The 19,037-nt window shown below is 66.3% G+C and carries 14 protein-coding genes and 1 pseudogene; 9 read left to right on the top strand and 6 right to left on the bottom strand.

Annotation, left to right across the window (positions count from 1 at the left end):
- Positions 1-117: 117 nt before the first annotated feature.
- Genes CSW59_RS07330 through CSW59_RS07315 form a run of 4 tightly spaced genes read left to right on the top strand, consistent with a single transcriptional unit; the run spans position 118 to position 4,310 of the window.
- Entirely contained in the window at positions 118-1,263 is a 1,146-nt protein-coding gene (locus CSW59_RS07330; protein ID WP_236632178.1) for a rhamnogalacturonan acetylesterase, read from the top strand.
- Positions 1,253-2,221: an alpha/beta hydrolase gene (locus CSW59_RS07325; RefSeq protein WP_099443423.1), complete on the top strand. Its 969-nt coding sequence runs from the start codon at positions 1,253-1,255 to the stop codon at positions 2,219-2,221. Before CSW59_RS07330 ends, CSW59_RS07325 begins: the two co-directional genes overlap by 11 nt.
- On the top strand, positions 2,218-3,618 hold the full coding sequence (locus CSW59_RS07320; RefSeq protein WP_099443422.1) for a glycoside hydrolase family 28 protein: 1,401 nt from the start codon (positions 2,218-2,220) through the stop codon (positions 3,616-3,618). The genes CSW59_RS07325 and CSW59_RS07320 overlap by 4 nt, the downstream gene beginning before the upstream one ends.
- The gene (locus tag CSW59_RS07315; RefSeq protein ID WP_201722736.1) at positions 3,615-4,310 is read left to right on the top strand and encodes a DUF6250 domain-containing protein; all 696 of its coding nucleotides are present in this window, start codon (positions 3,615-3,617) and stop codon (positions 4,308-4,310) included. Before CSW59_RS07320 ends, CSW59_RS07315 begins: the two co-directional genes overlap by 4 nt.
- Before the next feature lie 114 nt (positions 4,311-4,424).
- Here CSW59_RS07315 and CSW59_RS07310 read toward each other — a convergent pair whose 3' ends face one another.
- Entirely contained in the window at positions 4,425-7,562 is a 3,138-nt protein-coding gene (locus CSW59_RS07310) for a TonB-dependent receptor (RefSeq protein ID WP_099443421.1), read from the bottom strand.
- Between the two features lie 378 nt (positions 7,563-7,940).
- On the opposite strand from CSW59_RS07310, the gene CSW59_RS07305 reads away from it, so the two are divergent.
- Both CSW59_RS07305 and CSW59_RS07300 read left to right on the top strand, forming a co-directional pair.
- Entirely contained in the window at positions 7,941-9,812 is a 1,872-nt protein-coding gene (locus CSW59_RS07305) for a rhamnogalacturonan lyase (protein ID WP_099443420.1), read from the top strand.
- Positions 9,809-11,149, top strand: a complete 1,341-nt coding sequence (locus CSW59_RS07300) for an oligogalacturonate lyase family protein (protein WP_099443419.1) — start codon at positions 9,809-9,811, stop codon at positions 11,147-11,149. The genes CSW59_RS07305 and CSW59_RS07300 overlap by 4 nt, the downstream gene beginning before the upstream one ends.
- 27 nt (positions 11,150-11,176) lie before the next feature.
- Here CSW59_RS07300 and CSW59_RS07295 read toward each other — a convergent pair whose 3' ends face one another.
- From CSW59_RS07295 to CSW59_RS07275, 5 genes and pseudogenes are all read right to left on the bottom strand, one after another.
- A complete protein-coding gene (locus tag CSW59_RS07295; RefSeq protein WP_099443418.1) occupies positions 11,177-12,415 on the bottom strand; it encodes an SGNH/GDSL hydrolase family protein in 1,239 nt (412 codons plus the stop codon).
- 24 nt (positions 12,416-12,439) lie between these two features.
- On the bottom strand, positions 12,440-13,213 hold the full coding sequence (locus CSW59_RS07290; protein WP_099443417.1) for a rhamnogalacturonan acetylesterase: 774 nt from the start codon (positions 13,211-13,213) through the stop codon (positions 12,440-12,442).
- The gene (gene lldD, locus CSW59_RS07285) at positions 13,210-14,352 is read right to left on the bottom strand and encodes an FMN-dependent L-lactate dehydrogenase LldD (RefSeq protein ID WP_099443416.1); all 1,143 of its coding nucleotides are present in this window, start codon (positions 14,350-14,352) and stop codon (positions 13,210-13,212) included. Before lldD ends, CSW59_RS07290 begins: the two co-directional genes overlap by 4 nt.
- 4 nt (positions 14,353-14,356) lie before the next feature.
- Positions 14,357-15,118 carry an SDR family NAD(P)-dependent oxidoreductase gene (locus CSW59_RS07280; protein ID WP_099443415.1) on the bottom strand — a complete coding sequence of 254 codons (762 nt, stop codon included), beginning with the start codon at positions 15,116-15,118 and terminating at the stop codon, positions 14,357-14,359.
- 26 nt (positions 15,119-15,144) lie between these two features.
- A pseudogene (locus CSW59_RS07275) lies at positions 15,145-15,958 on the bottom strand (IclR family transcriptional regulator).
- A 254-nt stretch (positions 15,959-16,212) separates the two neighbouring features.
- Between CSW59_RS07275 and rhmD the strand changes: the two are divergent.
- Genes rhmD through CSW59_RS07255 form a run of 3 tightly spaced genes read left to right on the top strand, consistent with a single transcriptional unit; the run spans position 16,213 to position 19,028 of the window.
- A complete protein-coding gene (rhmD, locus tag CSW59_RS07265) occupies positions 16,213-17,391 on the top strand; it encodes an L-rhamnonate dehydratase (protein WP_099443413.1) in 1,179 nt (392 codons plus the stop codon).
- 24 nt (positions 17,392-17,415) lie between these two features.
- Positions 17,416-18,279 carry a fumarylacetoacetate hydrolase family protein gene (locus tag CSW59_RS07260; protein WP_099443412.1) on the top strand — a complete coding sequence of 288 codons (864 nt, stop codon included), beginning with the start codon at positions 17,416-17,418 and terminating at the stop codon, positions 18,277-18,279.
- Positions 18,276-19,028, top strand: a complete 753-nt coding sequence (locus CSW59_RS07255; RefSeq protein ID WP_099443411.1) for an SDR family NAD(P)-dependent oxidoreductase — start codon at positions 18,276-18,278, stop codon at positions 19,026-19,028. Before CSW59_RS07260 ends, CSW59_RS07255 begins: the two co-directional genes overlap by 4 nt.
- The last annotated feature ends 9 nt before the right edge of the window (positions 19,029-19,037 follow it).

Raw genomic sequence — 19,037 nt, 5'->3', positions numbered from 1 at the left:
GCTACCAAGATCACGGACTCTGCGCGCGAGGGAGGCGGCATGATCCTGGACCGGCGAACTGTGCTGACGGGCCTCGCCCTCGCGCCTAGCATTGCGCTCGCCAGGGAGGTAGCCCCCGTGTGGGTCTTCGATTTCGAGACATCGCCCCGAACGCCATACGACGCCGCCGTCGGCCACGGCTGGGAGGCCGGTCCCGGCGCCCTGTTCTCGGTGCGCGCGCCTGAGGGCGATTATCGCATCACCCTCGATCTGGGCGGCGACAAGGCCTCGGAGACCACTGTCAAGGCGGAGGCTCGTCGGCTGATGCTGGAGGGCGTCCGCGTCGCCCCGCGCAAAACCGAAACGCGAACCATCGTCGTCAATGTCCGCCGCCCCGATCTGGCTCCCCCGCCGCCCAACGCCCCGGGAGGAACACGCGTCCTGCTGAACCCGCGCGAGGAAGGCAGCTATGCGTGGGACGACAAGCTCACCCTGGAGTTCTGCGGACCAACCGCCGCCGTACGCCGTATAAGGGTAGAGCCCTTCACGGTCCCGACCCTGTTCCTGGCGGGGGACTCCACCGTCACCGACCAGCGCTTCGAGCCGGCCGCAGGCTGGGGCCAGATGCTGCCGCGCTTCTTCAAGCCCGAAGTCTCGGTCGCCAACCACGCCGAGTCCGGCGAAACCCTGAAGTCCTTCCTGATCGAGCGCCGTCTCGACAAGATCCTCAGCCAAATCAAGCCTGGCGACTGGCTGCTGATTCAGTTCGGTCACAACGACCAGAAGACCCAATGGCCCCAGAGCTACGCCGAGGCCTCCACGACCTACAGGGACTATCTGCGCGTCTATGCTGGCGAAGCCCGGCGGCGGGGCGCGTCTCCCGTGTTCGTCACGTCCATGCACCGCCACCGCTTTGATGCGACCGGCAAGGTGGTCGACACTCACGGCGACTATCCCAAGGCCATGCGCGAGACCGCGCGAGAACTGGGCGTTCCGCTGATCGACCTGCACGCCATGAGCGCCGTCTTCTATGAAGCGCTTGGCCCGAAGGAAGCCTGGAAGGCCTTCAACGACGGCGGCAAGGACATGACTCACCACGACAACTACGGCGCCTATCAACTGGCGCGCTGCGTGGTCGAAGGGATCCGCGCCAGCGTGCCTGACCTGGCCGCTCATCTCTCCACCGATCTGGCGCCGTTCGATCCGACGCGCCCACCCTCACCCGACACCTTCGCCCTGCCGCCCAGCGCGGCCGCCAGCCAGGAAGCTCCCCGTGGCAATTGACACCGACCGCCGCGCCCTACTCGGCCTCGCCGCTGGCCTTGCGGCTGTGCCTGCCCTCGCCCGCGCTCAGGACGTCTCATCGGCGATCGAAACGGTCGATCTTTGGCCCAAGGCCGCGCCCGGCGGCGAGAAGGTCACTGTCACCGAGCAGGTCATCCTGCGCACGCCCGGCGGCGATCCGAACGACACCGCCTTCCTGAACGTGACCAAGCCGTGGCTGACGATGCGGCGACCAGCCAAGCCGAACGGCGCGGCGGTGCTGATGATCCCTGGCGGCGGCTATCTGCGCGTAGCCGTGGGCAAGAATGGCGGTCCGATCGACGCCTGGCTGGCAAGCCTCGGGATCACCGCCTTTGTCATGAACTATCGCCTGCCAGCCGACGGCTGGGCCGCCGGTCCAGACGTGGCCCTGCAGGACGCCCAGCGCGCCATCCGCCTGATCCGGGCACGCGCGCCCTCCCTGGGGGTCGACCCTGCCAAGGTCGCCGTGATCGGCTTCTCGGCCGGAGGGCACGTGGCCTCGCGGCTTGCCACGCAGTACGGCCGTGACACCTACGCGGCCGTCGACGAAGCCGACAAGCAGCCGACCCGCCCCTTCGCCACCGGCCTTTTCTATCCGGTCGTGACCATGACGCCGCCCTATGCGCACGGCGGTTCGCTAAAGCAGCTGCTGGGCGCGAACCCGACAGACGCCCAACGCTTGGCCGTTTCGGCCGAGCAGCACGTGCCTGCCGACGCGCCGCCGACCTTCATAGCCGCTGCGGCGGACGACAAGGTGGTGCCTGTCGAAAACAGCGTCCTGATGTGGCAGGCCCTGCGCGCCAAGAAGATCCCGGTCGAGATGCACCTGCAGGAGGTCGGCGGCCACGGCTTCGGGCTGAAAGGCCCTGACGGCCAGGTCGCGCCGTCGATGCTGGCGCTGGACGCCTTCTTCAGACGTCACGGCCTTTACGCGTGACGGAAGCGCGCCCCGCCCTGGCGACCGAGGCGATCAACGCCGCGATCGCCCACGCCCACGCGCGAGGCGGCGGCGAGGTCGTGCTGCCGGCGGGCCGCCATCTGTCCTTCTCAATCCGTCTGCTGAGCGGCGTCACCCTGCGACTTGAGGAGGGCTGTGTGCTTGAGGCGGCCGATCCAGCGCTGCACGGCGGCGCCTACGATCCGGCCGAACCCAATCCCTACGATCTCTGGCAGGACTTCGGTCACAGCCACTGGCGCAACAGCCTGATCTGGGGCGAGGACCTGGAGGATGTCGCGATCCTGGGTCCCGGCCGCATCGACGGGGCTGGCCTCACCCGAGAAGGGCCAGGCTCGCGCTGGTCGCGCCAGGCCGGCGAATTCCCCCTCAGCATGGCGGGCCTATCGGCCGAAGCCATGGCGGAGCTGTCGCCAGCGATCGAGGCCATGGCCGGCCTCGGCAACAAGGCCATCGCCCTCAAGCGTGCGAAGCGAGCGCGGATCGAGGGCCTGACGATCTTCCGAGGCGGCCACTTCGCGGTGCTCGCCACCGGCTGCGAGGACCTCGTCCTGCGCGATCTCGTCATCGACACCAATCGCGACGGCCTAGATATCGACGCCTGCCGTGACGTTCTGGTCTCGGGCTGCCGGGTGAACACGCCTAACGACGACGCGATCGTGCTGAAGAGCTCACTGGCCCTGGGCGAGCTCATCGCTACGGAACGGGTGACGATCGAGCACTGCGAGGTCAGCGGCTTTGATCTCGGGAGCATGCTGGACGGGACTTTCGGGCGCACCCAGCAGCTCGCGCCCGACCAGGACCGCGTCACGGGGCGGATCAAGCTGGGCACGGAGTCCAACGGCGGCTTCCGCGACATCGCCATCCGCGACTGCCGTTTCGTCCGCTCACGCGGCCTCGCGCTGGAGGTGGTCGATGGCGGGACGATGGAGAATGTCCTGGCCGAGCGCTTGACGCTGGAGGAGGTCACGACCGCCCCGATCTTCCTGCGGGTCGGCGACCGTCGCCGAGGTCCCGAGGGCACGCCTCTGGGGACGATGAGGAACATCGCCCTGCGCGACATCGTGGCGAGCGATATCCTGCCCGACTACGCGGCCACCCTCGCCGGCCTGCCGGCGTCGCCGATCACGAACGTCACCCTGTCGAACATCCACCTGTCCTATCGCGGCGGCGGCCAGGCCGCCTGGGCCGAAAGGCGGCCGGGCGACCTGCCACAGGCCTATCCCGAACCCAGCATGTTCGGCCCCTCCCCGGCGCACGGCCTCTGGGCGCGGCACGTGGATGGTCTCGAGATCGAGGCGTTGTCGATCGCGACGGATGCGCCTGATCCTCGGCCCGAGCGCCTGCTGGAGAATGTCCGCGAGAAGGAGGCTCCATGATGCTCGACCGCCGCGCCCTGCTCGCTGGCCTCGCCGCGACGCCCTTGGCGGCCGAGCCCGCCAGCGCGAAAAGCCAGCGCCTTTTCGCCGACGACTTCCGGCGCGGCCTGGACCAATGGGTGATCGAAGCCGAGAAGCCCGCCACGGTCCTCGCGCGCGAGGGTGTGCTCGACATTGTAGCGCCAGCAGGCCTGACGGCTTGGTTCAAGCATGAGCTCGTCGGCTCGGTCGCGATAGCCTATGAGGCCCAGGCCGTCTCCGAAGGCGGAGCGTACGACCGGGTCAGCGATCTGAACGCCTTCTGGATGGCGCGCGAAATCGGCGGCGGCTCGCCGCTGGACCATCCGCGCAGCGGCGCTTTCGCCGACTACGATACGCTGGAAACCTACTATGTGGGCCAAGGCGGCAACGGAAACACCACCACGCGCTTTCGGCGCTATGTCGGCCGTCCCGGCGACCGGCCGCTACTCCCCCAGCACGATCACGCCGCGCCAGACGAGATGCTGACGCCCAACCGCTGGACGTCCGTGCGCCTGGTGGCGGATGGAAACCGCATTGAATACTGGAGTGAAGGCCGTCGGCTGTTTCACCTGGACGACGCGGCCCCCTATCGGCGTGGCTGGTTCGGCCTGCGGACGACGCAGAACCATCTGCGCGTACGCAACTTCTCCGTCTCGCGCCTCGGGCGCTGAGCGCCCTTAAAGACAAGAAAAGCCGGCGCGAGGCGAAAGGGCCTCGGCCGACTTCTTTCAGATCGCGGAACAAGCGGGGGGAGGCGCTCGCCGCGCCCCCCTCCAAGTTGCGCCTTAGAACTTCAGACCCATGCCGACGAAGAAGCGGCGGCCGAAGTAGCCGAGCTCGGTCAGGCGGATGTCGCCAGCGGTCGAGCGCTCTTCTTCCTTGGTCAGGTTCTTGCCTTCGACGAAGAGCGAGATGTTCCGGACGCCGAACAGTTGCTGCGGCTTCCAAGTGACCTTCCCGTCCAGGTAGCCGGTCGAGTCGCGATAGACCGGCTGGCCCGAGTTGTCGGCGGCCGAGACCAGGTACTTGGTCCGGTAATTGTAGGCCAGACGAGCGTTGATCGGACCCTTGTCATACCAGACCGTCAGGTTGGCGCTGTCCGAGGACAGACCCGGGAACGGCAGCGGCGAGCCGTCCAGCTGCGAGTACAGCTCAACGTTCTTGGCCTTTTGGTAGGTGTAGTTGGCGTCAACGCCCAAGCCCGACAGAAGACCCGGCAGGAACGTGAAGGCGGTCTTACCCGTGATTTCCACGCCCGAGATCTTGGCGCCATCGCCGTTGATATAGGTGTTGTAGTTGTACAGCGTACCGTCGCCGTAGACGTCACGCCTACCGATCAGAGTGCGGCTCGAGACGTAGAACGACTTGATGTCCTTCTTGAACAGGCCCACCGAAATCTGAGTGTCCTTGTTCGGGTAGTACTCGAACGACAGGTCATACTGGTCGGCGCGGTACGGCTTCAGCTCCGGATTGCCGGCCGTGCAGCTCGGCTCGTCGAACTCACCGTTGGCGTCGGGCGAGTTGTCGGTGGTGCAGGTCACCGTCGGCATCAGGAAGTCCATCCGCGGACGGGCCATCAGCTGGGCGAAGCCAGCGCGAGCAGCCAGTTGGTTCGGGATGATCCACAGGCCGGCGTTGAAGCTGGGGAGCCACACCGTGTAGCTCTTCTTCATGCTCGCGAGCGAGTTGCTGATCGTATAGGTCGTCGACGTGCCGCCATTAGTGGCCGCGTAGGTCTGCTGACGCGTGGAGACGCCGCTGCCGCTGGTCTCGGTGTGGACCCGGCGAACGCCGAAGTTGCCTTCGACGTCGAAGCTGGCCAGCGGGAACTCGTAGTTGATCTTCAGATACTGAGCGTCGGTCTTCTCGGCGATGTTGTACGGGAACTGGCTGTAGGCCTTGCCGTCGCTGCCGGTGGTCTTCTCAAGGTTGTTCATGTTGAAGTGCGAGGTGTCGAGGTACTGCGCCACCGACGAGAAGTTCGGGTAGTTCCAGGTCGACGGGATCGAGCCGCCACCGAAATAGAAGTCGCTGGGCAGGCCCGTCATCGCTTGGGCGAAGACCGAATTCGAGAACGCCCGCGACCAGGTTTCGGTCGTCGACCAATAGCCCGTCGTCGAAGCCAAGGAGGCGTTCGCCGGATTGGTCTGATCGAGCGTTTGAGACGACAGGATCGTTGCCGTCGAGTTGACGGCGTTCGAATAGATGACGGTGTCATCGGTGGTCGCGTAGGGGTTAGAACCGGCGTCCAGAATGAAGCCGCCGTAGCCATAGCCCTTGGTCGAGAAGTCGGTCGCACGGCCGCCGAACTCGATCTTCGGAATGAACCGCAGGCGCGTGTCATAGTCGAAGTCGAGCTTGTACTGCTCTTCCTTCGAGCCCGAGTTGGACGGGCGATACTGGATCTGCCACTGGCGGATCGCAGAGGCGTCCGAGGGGCTGTAGCCGCTGGCGAAGGCGAACGACGGGTTGCCAGTGGACGGATCGAGCGTGACCGTCATCCCGGGCGTATCGAACGTCACGCTGACGTTGTTCGTCTGAGCAACGTTGCTGGTGTCGGCCTTCGAGCCCTGGAACTCGACCTGCAGACGATCGCCGCGATAGTTGGCGCCGAAGTTGTAGTAGTTGCTGTTCGTGTCGTACGAGAAGTCGCGGGCGCTGATGCCGAAGCCGCCGAAGCCGCCAGCGCCCGACGTCGTCAGACAGTTGCCTAGAGTGTAGGCCGTGACGTTGTGGTTAGCGTCGACCTTGACCGACGACGCCGTCGTATCGGTGGTCGAGCACGCCGTGGCCGAGGCCGCGTTACGCAGGCGGGTGGTCGAGGTGAAGTCGGTGCCGTAGTTGATGTCGTTCAGGCGCTGCTTACGCTCGTTGCGATTGTAGCTGACCCAAGCGTCGATCTTGTCGGTGAAGCGGTACTGAGCCGTGAACTCGGCCGAGACGCGCTCGTCGTTACGCGTCCAAACGCCATAGCGAGCCGTACGCGGCGCGTAGTCATACCATTGCGACAGACAGGCGGTGCGCAGGTTGGTGGTCGAGATCTGGGTCGCGTCAGGTGTCGCCAGCGTGCTGCAGCCCGCCGCCGAGGTCACCCCCCTGGCCAGCGCGTTGATCTGAGAGTTGTAGGCGGTGCTATAGTAGTCGACGGTCTTGTTGGCCGAGTTGTCGAAGTCGGCGAAGCGGCCCCACGAGGTGTTACGCACGTAGTCGCCGCGCGTGTCGACGTTGTCGTAGGTGATGTTGGCCATCAGGCCGAGGCGGCCGTCCAGCAGACGCGTCGCGGCGAACAGGTTGCCACGCGGCTTCCAGCTGTCAGCCGTGTCGAGGTTCTGCGCAGAAGCGGTCAGCGACAGGGTCGGCTTCTTGATATCCAGTGGCTTGCGCGTCTTGACCGAGACCGTGCCGCCAACGCCGCCTTCGGTCATGTCGGCCGTGAAGCCCTTGAACACGTCGATCGACTGAACCAGCTCCGAGGCCAGTTCGCGGAAGTCGTTGGAACGACCGCCACCGCCGTAGACCTGCAGGTTGCCCGCCGTGGACAGCGTGCTCATGCCGTTGATCTCGACCCGGTTCAGGTCGGGTTCGACGCCGCGGATCGACACCGCATTGCCTTCACCGAAGTCGCGCGCCAGCTGAACGCCGGTGATGCGGCCGAGGGCCTCACCGACGTTCTTGTCGGGGAACTGGCTGATGTCTTCAGCGACGATCGAGTCGGAGATTGTGCCCGCGCGCTTCTTGCGGTTCATCGCCGACTGCAAGCTGGCGCGGGTGCCGACGACGATTTCCTCGACGACAGTTGCTTCCGAGTTGCTGGCGGGCGCGGTCTGAGCCGCGGCGTGATCTGCAATGCCAATGCCGGCGGTGAGCGCCAGCACAGAGGCGGTGGCGGCGGCCTTCCGGCGCCGAGCCGTCGAGAAATACATCCTGTCCCTCTCCCTTTACTTGACCTTTTTTCCGAGCGCGCCCCGCGTTCGGAAGCCTCGTGCGAAGGCGCCCCAACTGAGGACAGACCCGACACACGATGGCTCATTCTTGGTCAAATTTCTTAATTTCCATATAATGAGATGTCAATGCAATTTGTGGGAAGACAAAACGGGGGTTTCATGGTGTAACCTCCCCCGCCCGAACTAGGCGCGAAACAAGCCTTTCGTAGGCTGGCTGCCAAGGTGGTCCCGGGCCCATAAGGCTTGAGGGAGGTCGCCAGTCAGATGCATTTCCACAGGAAAAATCGCCTCACGGCGGGCGCCTGCGCCCTGACCCTGATTTGTGCAGGCGGAGTCGCTCAAGCCGCGCCACGCTGGATGGAATCACTGGATCGCGGCGTAGTCGCCGTCCCGGCCGTCGACGGAGGCGTTCTGGTCAGCTGGCGTCTGCTGGGAGACGATCCCGCGAACGCGGCCTTCAATCTCTATCGCGATGGCAGGAAGCTGAACGGCGCGCCTCTTAAGGGCGGAACCAACTTCGTCGACAAGACGCCGGGCGCGGGAACCTACACGGTTCGGCTTGTCGCGAAGGGCAAGGAGGGGCCCGCCAGCGCCCCGGCCAAGGCGTGGGCTGAAGGCTATCTTTCGATCCCGATCGAGCCACCGCCCAGCGGAATCACGCCTGCGGGCGAAGCCTACTCCTATACGGCCAACGACGCTAGCGCGGGCGACCTGGACGGCGATGGGCGCTACGAGATCATCCTGAAATGGGACCCCACGAATTCGAAAGACAACGCTTTCGGCGGCTATGCCGGCGAGGTCTATATCGACGCCTACTCGCTGGAGGGTAAGCGGCTATGGCGCATCAACCTGGGCCGCAATATCCGCGCGGGGGCGCACTACACCCAGTTCCAGGTCTTTGACTATGACGGCGACGGCAAGGCCGAGATCGCCGTGCGCACCAGCGACGGAACCATCGACGGAACCGGCACGGTGCTGGGCGCCCCCAACGCCGATTGGCGCGAGACCGGCGGCGAGCGGCCCCAGGCCGACCGCACCGGTGCCTTTGTCCAACCGGACGGAACCAAGGTCGCCAAGGTCCAGGGACGAATCCTCAAGGGCCCTGAATTCCTCACCATCTTCGAGGGCGCGACCGGCAAGGCGCTGGCCAGCGCTCCCTACTCGCCCCCGCGCGACCCGCGCACGGACGCGCCCACCGTCGAGCAGATGACCCAGATGTGGGGCGACGGCTACGGCAACCGCTCCGACCGATTCCTGGCGGGCACGGCGTATCTGGACGGACAGCGCCCCAGCATCATCATGGGGCGCGGCTACTACGCTCGCTCGACGGTCGCCGCCTGGGACTATCGGGACGGCAAGCTAACCCAGCGCTGGCTGTTCGATAGCTCAGCGCCTGGCGCCGAGGCCTACGGCGGCCAGGGCAACCACCAGCTCAGCGTCGCCGATGTCGACAACGATGGCCGAGACGAGGTTCTCTACGGCTCGATGACGCTCGACGACGACGGCCAGGGCCTTTGGAGCGCGCGCCTCTTTCACGGCGACGCCATGCACGTCAGCGATCTGGACCCCGCCCACCCCGGGCTCGAAAAATTCGGAGTGCATGAGAGCCCTAAGGCCAATGGCGGCGTTGGCTCGGCCATGCTGGACGCCAAGACCGGCAAGGTCCTGTGGAGCACGCCGACGGAGAAGGACACAGGGCGCGGGCTCGCGGCGGACATCGACCCTCGTTTCCCGGGGGCCGAGGCGTGGGGATCGAACTCAGAAGCGCTGTACACGGCTCAGGGAAAGGTCATCGAGGGTGTAAAACACCCGCGCCAGACCAACTTCGCGATCTGGTGGGACGGGGATGAGCTGCGCGAGCTGCTCGACAAGAACCAGATCAGCAAGTGGGACTGGAAAACCGGCCAAGCGCTCCCGCTGCTAACGGCGGAGGGAATGACCTCCAACAATGGCACTAAAGCCAACCCCGCACTGTCAGCCGACCTCCTGGGCGACTGGCGGGAGGAGCTGATCCTGCGAGCGGAAGACAACAGATCGTTGCGAATCTACGCGACGCCCTACTCCACCGATCGCCGACTGACGACCCTGATGCATGACCCGCAGTATCGCGTCGCGATCGCCTGGCAGAATACCGCCTACAATCAGCCGCCGCACACCAGCTTCCACCTTGGCGCGGGCATGAAGGCGCCCAAGCCGGCCGACATCGTGACCCGGAAGGCCCAGCCATGAAGGCGTTTCTGATCGGCGGCGTCGCCGCCTTGTTGCTGGCGGGCTTCGCCCACAGCCAGGACATGGAAACGGCCGCCAAGCCTGGCGCGCCCGAGCCGCCGCTGGAATGGATCGACAAGGCCACAGGCCACCGGATCGTGCGCCTGTCGCGCGAAGCCGGCAGCTCCAGCCTCTATTTCAACTACAACGCCTACACGCCCAAGGGCGATCGCTTGGTCTTCTCGACGCCGACTGGCGTCACGGCGATGGACCTGAAGACTCGGGCCTTGACCAAGATCGTCGAGGGCAAGGTCAAGCTGCTGTTCGTCGGCCGCAAGACCGGCGCGGTCTATTACGAGAAGGCGCTGACCGCCGATCCGATGGGGCCGAAGGTCGTGATGGCGACCGATCCCTACACCAAGGCGACGCGCGAAGTGGCCCGAATGGCGCACGGCGGCCTGCAGACGCTCAACGCCGATGAGACGCTGCTGGCCGGCGTCGCCATCCGCACGGACGTTCCGATCCCGCCAAACCTGGCCGACGCCCTGCCCAAAAACCCGGACGACGTCGAAAGCGCCGACGGCAAGGCGCTCTCCTACGCCGAGGGCCGCGAGGTGCAGCTGAACGCGCGCCTCGATAGCCGTATTCCGATGGAGATCTTCACGATCAACACGGTCACTGGCGAGCGCAAGGTCGTCCACCAAGCCACCGACTGGCTGAACCATCTACAGTTCTCGCCGACGGACCCGGGCCTCCTGATGTTCTGCCACGAGGGGCCCTGGCACAAGGTCGACCGCCTTTGGCTGGTCCGGACCGACAAGGCCCCAAGTGACCCGGGCAACACGCCGGTCAAGATCCACACCCGCACCATGAACATGGAGATCGCGGGCCACGAGTGGTTCAGCGCCGACGGCAAAACGGTCTGGTACGACCTGCAGACGCCGCGCGGCGAGGACTTCTGGGTCGCCGGCTACGAGATCGCCACGGGCAAACGCACCTGGCTGCACGTCCAGCGCAACGACTGGTCGGTGCACTTCAACTCGTCGCTAGACGGCAAGCTGTTTGCGGGCGACGGCGGTGACAGCGAGATGGTCGCCCACGCGCCGGACGGCAAATGGATCGTGCTGCTGAAGCCGCGCGCCATCCCGGACGTGGCGGGTATTCACGCGCCCGGCGCCGAGCACCTGATCAGCCCCGGCGTGCTGGATTCAGAGCGGCTGGTCGACATGCGCGACCACGACTATCGCCTGGAGCCGAACGTCAACTTCACGCCCGACGCCAAGTGGCTGGTGTTCCGCTCGAACATGCACGGCGCCAACCAAGTCTACGCCGTGGAGATCGCCAAGGCGCAGCCCTGAAGGCCGCAACCTTGGCGCTCGCGATCTCTATCGCCCGCCAAACAGGGCCTTATCGGCCGTCTCGGCCATGCGGGCATAGCCGGCGTCGCCGGGGTGCAAGAAGTCGCCGCTGTGCAGGCCCTCCAGCATCCGCGTCGGCTTGGCCGGGTCCTTCATGGCCGCCTCGAAGTCGATGACGCCGTCGACCTCGCCGCTGGTCCGGATCCAAGCGTTGACGGCCTGGCGCGTCGCCTCGCCAGCGGCGTGGAAGTACATCGCGCCCTCGAAGGGCAGTAGCGTTCCTGCGTAGATTTTCACGCCCCGCGCATGCGCCCGCGCGATCAACTGGCGATAGCCCGCGATCAGATCGTCGGCCGAGACCGCCTCGCTAGCGTAGCCAGGTTGGGCGGCGCGGCCGATGTCGTTGATTCCTTCTAGCAGCACGACGCTCGAAACGCCGGAAGTCGAAAGCACATCGCGATCGAAGCGCGTCAGGGCGCTGGGGCCAGACACTTCGCGCAGCAGACGACCGCCGCTGATCCCGACATTGACCACACTCATGTCAACGCCGCGCGCCGCGAGCCGGGCCGCCAACTGCTCGGGCCAGCCCAGGTCGGCGTCCGGCGTTGACCGCGCGCCCTCGGTGATGGAGTCGCCGATAGCGACGATGACCGGCCGCTGACTGCCCCCGCGTACCTCGACGCCCGAGATCAGGCCGGGACCGCGCAACGCCTGCTCGCCCGCGATCTCGCTCTTGCCCGTGTGGTTGCCCTGTGGCGAAACGAACAGGCGCACGCGATGGCCGGCGGGCGCCGTGGGCTCGACATAGAAGGTGGAGACCGACAGACGGTCCATGGCCTTGACGGGCAAGGCGATCGGATCACTCAGCAGCGGCGCGCCGGGCGGTATGGAAGCCTCGGGCTTGCCGCCAAAGGTGATGGCTATCGGCGTCCCGAGGATTTTTCCGTCCGCGCTCGCCAGCGCCACCGTCATCGCACCGACCTTCAGCGAGCGTTCGCTGAGCTCGTTGGTCAGGCGCAGGCGAATAGCGTCGCCGCCGAGATTGAGGCGCACGATCTGTCGCGCGGTGACGTCCGAGAACGATCGGACCTCGTTGGGCCGAGCCACAGCAACCGACTGCAGCGGCGCGGTTCCCCAGGCGGCTGACCAGGTCGAAAGCGGCGTCGCCGCGACCGCCGGCTTTGGCTTAGGCGCCGCGAGGACGGGCCCCGCGGTCAGGACAGCGGCGATCACCGCCAGCGGCAGCGCGGCGCGAAAATTCTTCATGGTCTTCCTCCCCCGTTTATGTCGTCAGGGACAGTTTGGTCCGCCCAGTCGCGGCTGGCCGGCGACGGAAGCCGGACGCACGTGACGGGAGATCGGCAGATTCAGGCTGGCCAGCCGCGTAGCGACCAAGGCCGCGCCAAGGCGAGCGCCCTGCTCATTGATGTGGGTGTCGTCGCTGATCCCGTCGGGATAGCGCGCGACATGGTCGTACGGCTGATAGAAGAGATAGAGACCGCGCGACGCCAGAGGTCCCCTCGCCTTCAGCGCCGCCATCATGTCACCGTCCAGATCGACCAGCGGAACCCTCAGGTCCTGGGCCACCCGATGGAAGGTCGCCGCGTAGGGACCGTGGGCGTCCTTGGGCTCGTCATTCTCCCACATCCAGCGGGCGATCGGAGTGACCAGCACCGGCGTCGCCTTGGCCTTGCGCACGTCGGCCACGAAACGCCGCAGGTTCACGTCGTAGGCGCCGTTCGGATCGGTGTGGCGCTCCATCTTCTTGGTGTCGGCGTCGTTGTGACCGAACTGGATCAGCACCGTGTCGCCGGGCTTGAGCTGGGCGACCAGTTGGTCCCACAGCCCCTCTTCGATGAAGGTCTTGGTCGAGCGACCGCCGCGCGCCAGGTTGACGACCTGGACCGAAGGATCGAGCGAGCACTTCAGCACCATGCCCCAACCCATCTGCGGGTAGCGGTCGGCGCCGTAGTTGGCGGCGGTGGAGTCGCTGGCGATCACGATACGCGGCTCCGGCGTGGGAGCCCCGCTGATAGCGACCGCCAAGGCGAGCGCGGCGATCACGATTTCAGCTCAGCGAGGATGGACCGGTCGATGCTGGCCACGTCACGCACGCCGGTCAGGGCCATAGCCACGCGCATCTCCTTCTCGATCAGGTCCAGCAGCTGGGTGACGCCGGCCTCGCCGCGCGCGGCGAGCGCATAGACCGCGGCGCGTCCCAGCAGAACGCCCTTGGCGCCCAGCGCCAGCATCCGAACCACGTCGAGGCCCGAGCGCACGCCGCTATCGGCCAGCACCGTCAGCCGGTCGCCAACCGCATCGGCGATCGCTGGCAGGGCCCGGGCGCTGGACAGCACGCCGTCCAACTGGCGACCGCCATGGTTGGAGACCACGACCCCGTCCGCGCCGATGTCGGCGGCGGCCTTGGCGTCCTCGGGATCCAGCACGCCCTTGATGATCAGCGGGCCCTTCCAGAGGTCGCGGATCCACTCCAGGTCCTTCCACTGGATGGACGGGTCGAAATTCGCCCCCAGCCAGCCCATGAAGTCCTCAAGCCCCGAGTTCTCGCCCAGCACCGGCGCGACATTGCCAAGGGTATGCGGGCGTCCCATGACGCCGACGTCCCAGGCCCACGACGGCTTGAACACCGCCTGGGCTATGCGCCGCGCGGCCGCGTTCGGACCGCTCATGCCCGAATGGGCGTCGCGATAGCGGGCGCCGGGCACGGGCATGTCGACCGTGAAGACCAGAGCCGTGGCGCCGGCCTCGCGAGCCCGGGTCAGCAGGTCGCGCATGAACGCCCGGTCGCGCAGCACATAGAGCTGGAACCAGATCGGCGCCGACGAAGCCTTGCTGACTTCGTCGACGTCGCAGACCGAGACGGTCGACAGGCAGAACGGCACGCCCTTCTTGGCCGCGGCCCGCGCCGCCTGGCATTCGCCACGTCGCGCGTACATCCCCGTAAGACCCACCGGAGCCAGCGCGACCGGTAGGGCCTGCTTGACGCCGAACAGGGTCGTCGACGGATCGCCGGCCGAGACATCCTTCAGCACCCGCTGACGCAGGGCGATGTCGGCCAGATCCGAGACGTTGCGGCCCAGGGTCCGTTCGGCATAGGCGCCGCCGTCGATATAGTCGAACAGGAAGCGCGGCAGCTTCCGCCGCGCCGCCTCGCGGAAGTCCGTCGTGGACGAGACGATCATTGGGCTACTGCAGGTTCACGAAGGCGCCGCCATCGACCAGCAGCGCCGCGCCGGTGACGTACTTGGCGAGATCCGAGGCCAGGAACACGATCGGCCCGGCCAGGTCGTCGGGTTCGCCCAGACGGCCCAGCGGGATGCGGCTGCTCATGTATTCGCGCTTGGCGACGTCGGCGAGGTCGTCCTTGTTGATCGCGGTCTCGATGGTGCCCGGCAGCACCGAGTTACAGCGGATGCCGTACTTGCCCAGCGCGATCGCGGTCGACTGCATCAGGCTGTGCACACCCGCCTTGGTCGGCGTGTAGTGGGTCTGCATGCCACCGCCCACCAGGGCGCTGATCGAGCTGACGGCGATGATCGCGCCGCCATGACCTTGCTTGACCATCTGGTTGGCCGCCGCCTGCACCATGTAGTAGGCGCCGAAAAGGTTCACCTTCATCGTCCGCTCCATGACCTCGGGCGGCATGTCGAGGAAGGCGTGGAAGGGGCAGATGCCGGCGTTATTGACGAAGACGTCGACCTTGCCGAACGCATCCACGGCGGCCTGGACGAACGCACCGGCCGTTTCGACCTTGGCGACATCGCCCTTCACCGCGATGGCGCGGCGGCCCAGAGCCTCGATCTGGGCGACAGCGTCGGCCGCGCCCGCTTCGTCGGAGTGGTAGTTGATCGCCACGTCGGCGCCGTGCTGGGCGCAGCCGATCGCCGCGGCCTTGCCGATCCCCTGCGAGGCGCCGGTCACCAGCACCACCTTGTCCTTCAGAAGCATCGTCTCTCCACTCCGTTACTATCCGTCTAGCCCTTGCGGACGGTTGTCCTTTTGCCGTTCCAGCCGAGATCACGGCCGATGGCGTTGGCGGTGTCGCGGACGTCATCGACCAGCGCTTTCAGGCGGTCGTCGTCCATGTATTGCGCCGCACCCGAGACGCTGATCGCCCCCAACGATCGCCCCAACGATCTGGCCGGCGGCGCCGCGGATCGGGGCAGCGACGCAACGGATGCGATCTTCGTTCTCTTCCAAGTCGAAGGCCACGCCGCGCTTGGCGTAGTCGCGCATCCAGTCGATCCACTGCGTCTCGTCGGGCGCGCCCGGCGCGGGCGGGCCTTCCGATCGGTAGAGCGCGCGCCAACGCCCCTCGAGCTCATCCAACACCAGGGCCTTGCCCAGGCCCGTCGAGCGGATCGGCTGGCGATCGCCGACGCGGGAGCTGATATTGATCCGACGGCGCCCCGTCAGCTTGTCCAGATAGAGCGCCCGGTCATCGTCGAGCACGCCCAGGTGGACAGTGTCCTCCGTGTCTTCCCAGAGCTTTTCGAGATGCGGCCTGGCGATGCGCGGCAGATCCATCTGTTGGCTGGCCAGATAGCCCAGCTCCAGAAGCTTCGAACCGAGGCTGTAGCCTTCGCGCGGCGCCTGAGACAGCAGACGGCGCTCGACCAGGGCTGTGGCGAGACGGTGGGTCGTGCTGCGGGTCAGGCCCAGTTGCTTGGCCAGAGCTGGCAGGGCGATGGTTCCGGACTCGGCGACCACGTCCAGCAGGTCCAGGCCCCGAAACAGCGTCTGACTGCCGCTGGGAGACTTGGGCGTCGTTTTGTCCTCCCCCGCCATCGTCTCCGCTCCCCTTGACGCTCGTTTCATTTTATAGCACTACCTCTCATATTGTGGAACGCAAGGCAAGCGGGCGCTCGGAGACTCCTAGAAGTAGCCGAACGACGCGGACCGATAGCGTGTCATAGGTTGTGTTGGGGAGGTAGGCGCGGCCAAACCGCGCCCAGTCTTGCCGAAAATGTTCGGCGGACAGGCCTTCCTTGTCTCGGGCGTCGTCGAGGGCGACCGCCCAATAGGTTGGAGCCTCGTCGTCCATGGCGTTCCCCGTCATTAAACACGTCCGCGCCTTTGTCGTCCGCGGGGGCGGCGCAGACTATCATGATCAGGGCGAAGGCCACTGGATCGACGATCATATCGCGACGCCGATGTCGCGCTACCCCGAGTACCGGCAGAGCCGCCAAAGCTTCGGCATCAATGTGCTGGGCACGCTGGTCGTCGAGATCGAGGCGGCTGACGGCACGATCGGCTTCGCGGTGACCACCGGCGGCGAGCCGGCCGCCTACATCGTCGAAAAGCACCTTTCGCGCTTCCTGGAAGGCCGCGATCCCAGCGAGGTCGAAAAGATCTGGGATCAGATGTACTTCTCGACCCAGTACTATGGCCGCAAGGGCCTGGTGGTGAACGCCATCTCGGGCGTCGATCTGGCCCTCTATGACCTGCTCGGCAAGCTGCGCCAGGAACCGGTCTACGCCCTGCTGGGCGGCAAGGTCCGCGACGAGCTGACCTTCTACGCCACGGGCGCGCGCCCGGATCTGGCCAAGCAGATGGGCTTCATCGGCGGCAAGATGCCCCTGCACCACGGCCCCGCCGAGGGTGAGGAAGGCCTGCGCAAGAACATCGAGGAACTGGCCACCATGCGCGAGCGCGTGGGCGAGGACTTCTGGCTGATGTTCGACTGCTGGATGTCGCTGGACCTGAACTACGCCACCAAGCTGGCCCACAAGGCCCACGAGTACGGCCTCAAGTGGATCGAGGAGGCCCTCAGCCCCGACGACTATTGGGGCTATCGCGACCTCAAGAAGAACGCGCCCAAGGGCATGCTGGTCACCACCGGCGAGCACGAAGCCACGCGCTGGGGCTTCCGCATGCTCCTGGAGATGGAGTGCTGCGACATCATCCAGCCGGACGTGGGCTGGTGCGGCGGCGTCACCGAGCTGATCAAGATCGCCAACCTGGCCGACAGCAAGGGCGTGATGATGATCCCGCACGGGTCCAGCGTCTACAGCTACCACTTCGTCATTACGCGCCATAACAGCCCGTTCGCGGAGTTCCTGATGATGGCCCCCAAGGCCGATGAGGTGGTTCCGATGTTCCACCCGCAGCTGATCGGCGAGCCTGTGCCGGTGAACGGCAAGCTCAAGCTTTCCGACGCGCCGGGCTTCGGCGTCGAACTCAATCGCGAGGTCGGTCTGCACCGCCCTTACGCCCGATAGACTTTCCCGCAAGGCATACGACCTATGAAACTGCTCCGTTACGGCCCCAAGGGCGCCGAGAAGCCCGGCCTGCTCGACGCCGAAGGCAAAATCCGCGACCTGTCCGGCCACGTGCCCGACATCACCGGCGCCCAGCTGTCGCCCGCCAGCCTGAACGCCCTGTCGGCGATCGCCCCCAACACCCTGCCCCTCGTCGAGGGCGCGCCCCGCTATGGCTGCCCGGTCGCGGGCGTCAGCAAGTTCATCGCCGTGGGCCTGAACTTCGCCGACCATGCCGCCGAGTCGAACCTGCCGATCCCGGAAGAGCCGGTGATCTTCACCAAGGCCGTCAGCTGCCTGCAGGGCCCGAACGATCCGGTCATGCTGCCCAAGGGCTCGCTGAAGACCGATTGGGAAGTCGAGCTGGGCGTCGTGATCGGTTCGCGCGCGCGCTATGTCTCGGAAGCCGAGGCCCTGGGCTACGTGGCCGGCTACGTGCTGATCAACGACGTCTCCGAGCGCGCCTTCCAGATCGAGCGCGGCGGCACCTGGGACAAGGGCAAGGGCTGCGACACCTTCGGTCCGGTGGGCCCCTGGCTCGTGACCTCGGATGAAGTCGGCGACCCGCAGAACCTGGGCATGTGGCTGGAGGTCAACGGCCAGCGCAAGCAGGACGGTTCGTCCAAGACCATGATCTTCCCGATCAGCAAGCTGGTCTCGTACATCAGCGAGTTCATGACGCTGGAGCCCGGCGACCTGATCACCACCGGCACCCCGCCCGGCGTCGGCATGGGCCAGAAGCCCGAGGCGGTCTATCTGAAAGCCGGCGACGAGATTCGCCTCGGCATCGAAAAGCTGGGCGAACAACGCCAGATCGTCGTCTCCTGGACCAAGGAAGGCGTCGCGTGACCGCCATTTACGCCAACCGTTTCGCCGGCCGCACGGCCGTTATCACCGGCGGGGCCTCGGGCCTGGGCAAGGCTGTCGCCGCCCGGATCGTGGCCGAAGGCGGCAAGGTCTCGCTATGGGACCTTCACGCCGACGCCCTTAAGGCCGCCGCCGAGGAAGTCGGCGCGGACCACACCGCCGCGCTCGACGTTTCCGACGAGGCCGCTGTGCTGGCGGCCGCCGAGGCCGCTAACGCCGCCCTGGGCCGCATCGACATCCTGGTCGCCTCGGCCGGGATCACCGGCGCCACGGCCACCGTGTATGAGTATCCGACCGACAGCTGGAAGCGCGTGTTCGACATCAACGTCAACGGCGTCTTCTACAGCTGCAAGGCCGTCGTGCCGTTCATGCTGGCCAACGGCTACGGCCGCATTATCAACGTCGCCTCGGTGGCGGGCAAGGAAGGCAACCCCAACGCCGGCGCCTACTCGGCGTCGAAGGCGGCGGTGATCGGCCTAACCAAGTCGCTGGGCAAGGAACTGGCCACCAAGGGCGTGATCGCCAACAGCCTCACCCCGGCCACCTTCGAGAGCCCGATCCTGGCGCAGCTGCCGCCGAGCCAGGTTGAGTACATGAAGGGCAAGATCCCGATGGGTCGTCTCGGCGAAATCCACGAGAGCGCCGCCATGGTCTGCTTCATGGCGTCGGAGGAGTGCAGCTTCACCACGGCCGCGACCTTCGACACCTCCGGCGGCCGGACCACGTTCTAAAAGGGGAGC

Origin of the sequence: Caulobacter sp. BP25 (assembly GCF_002737755.1) — a bacterium.
Taxonomy (GTDB): Bacteria; Pseudomonadota; Alphaproteobacteria; order Caulobacterales; family Caulobacteraceae; genus Caulobacter.
This window is presented reverse-complemented; position numbering and strand designations above follow the sequence as displayed.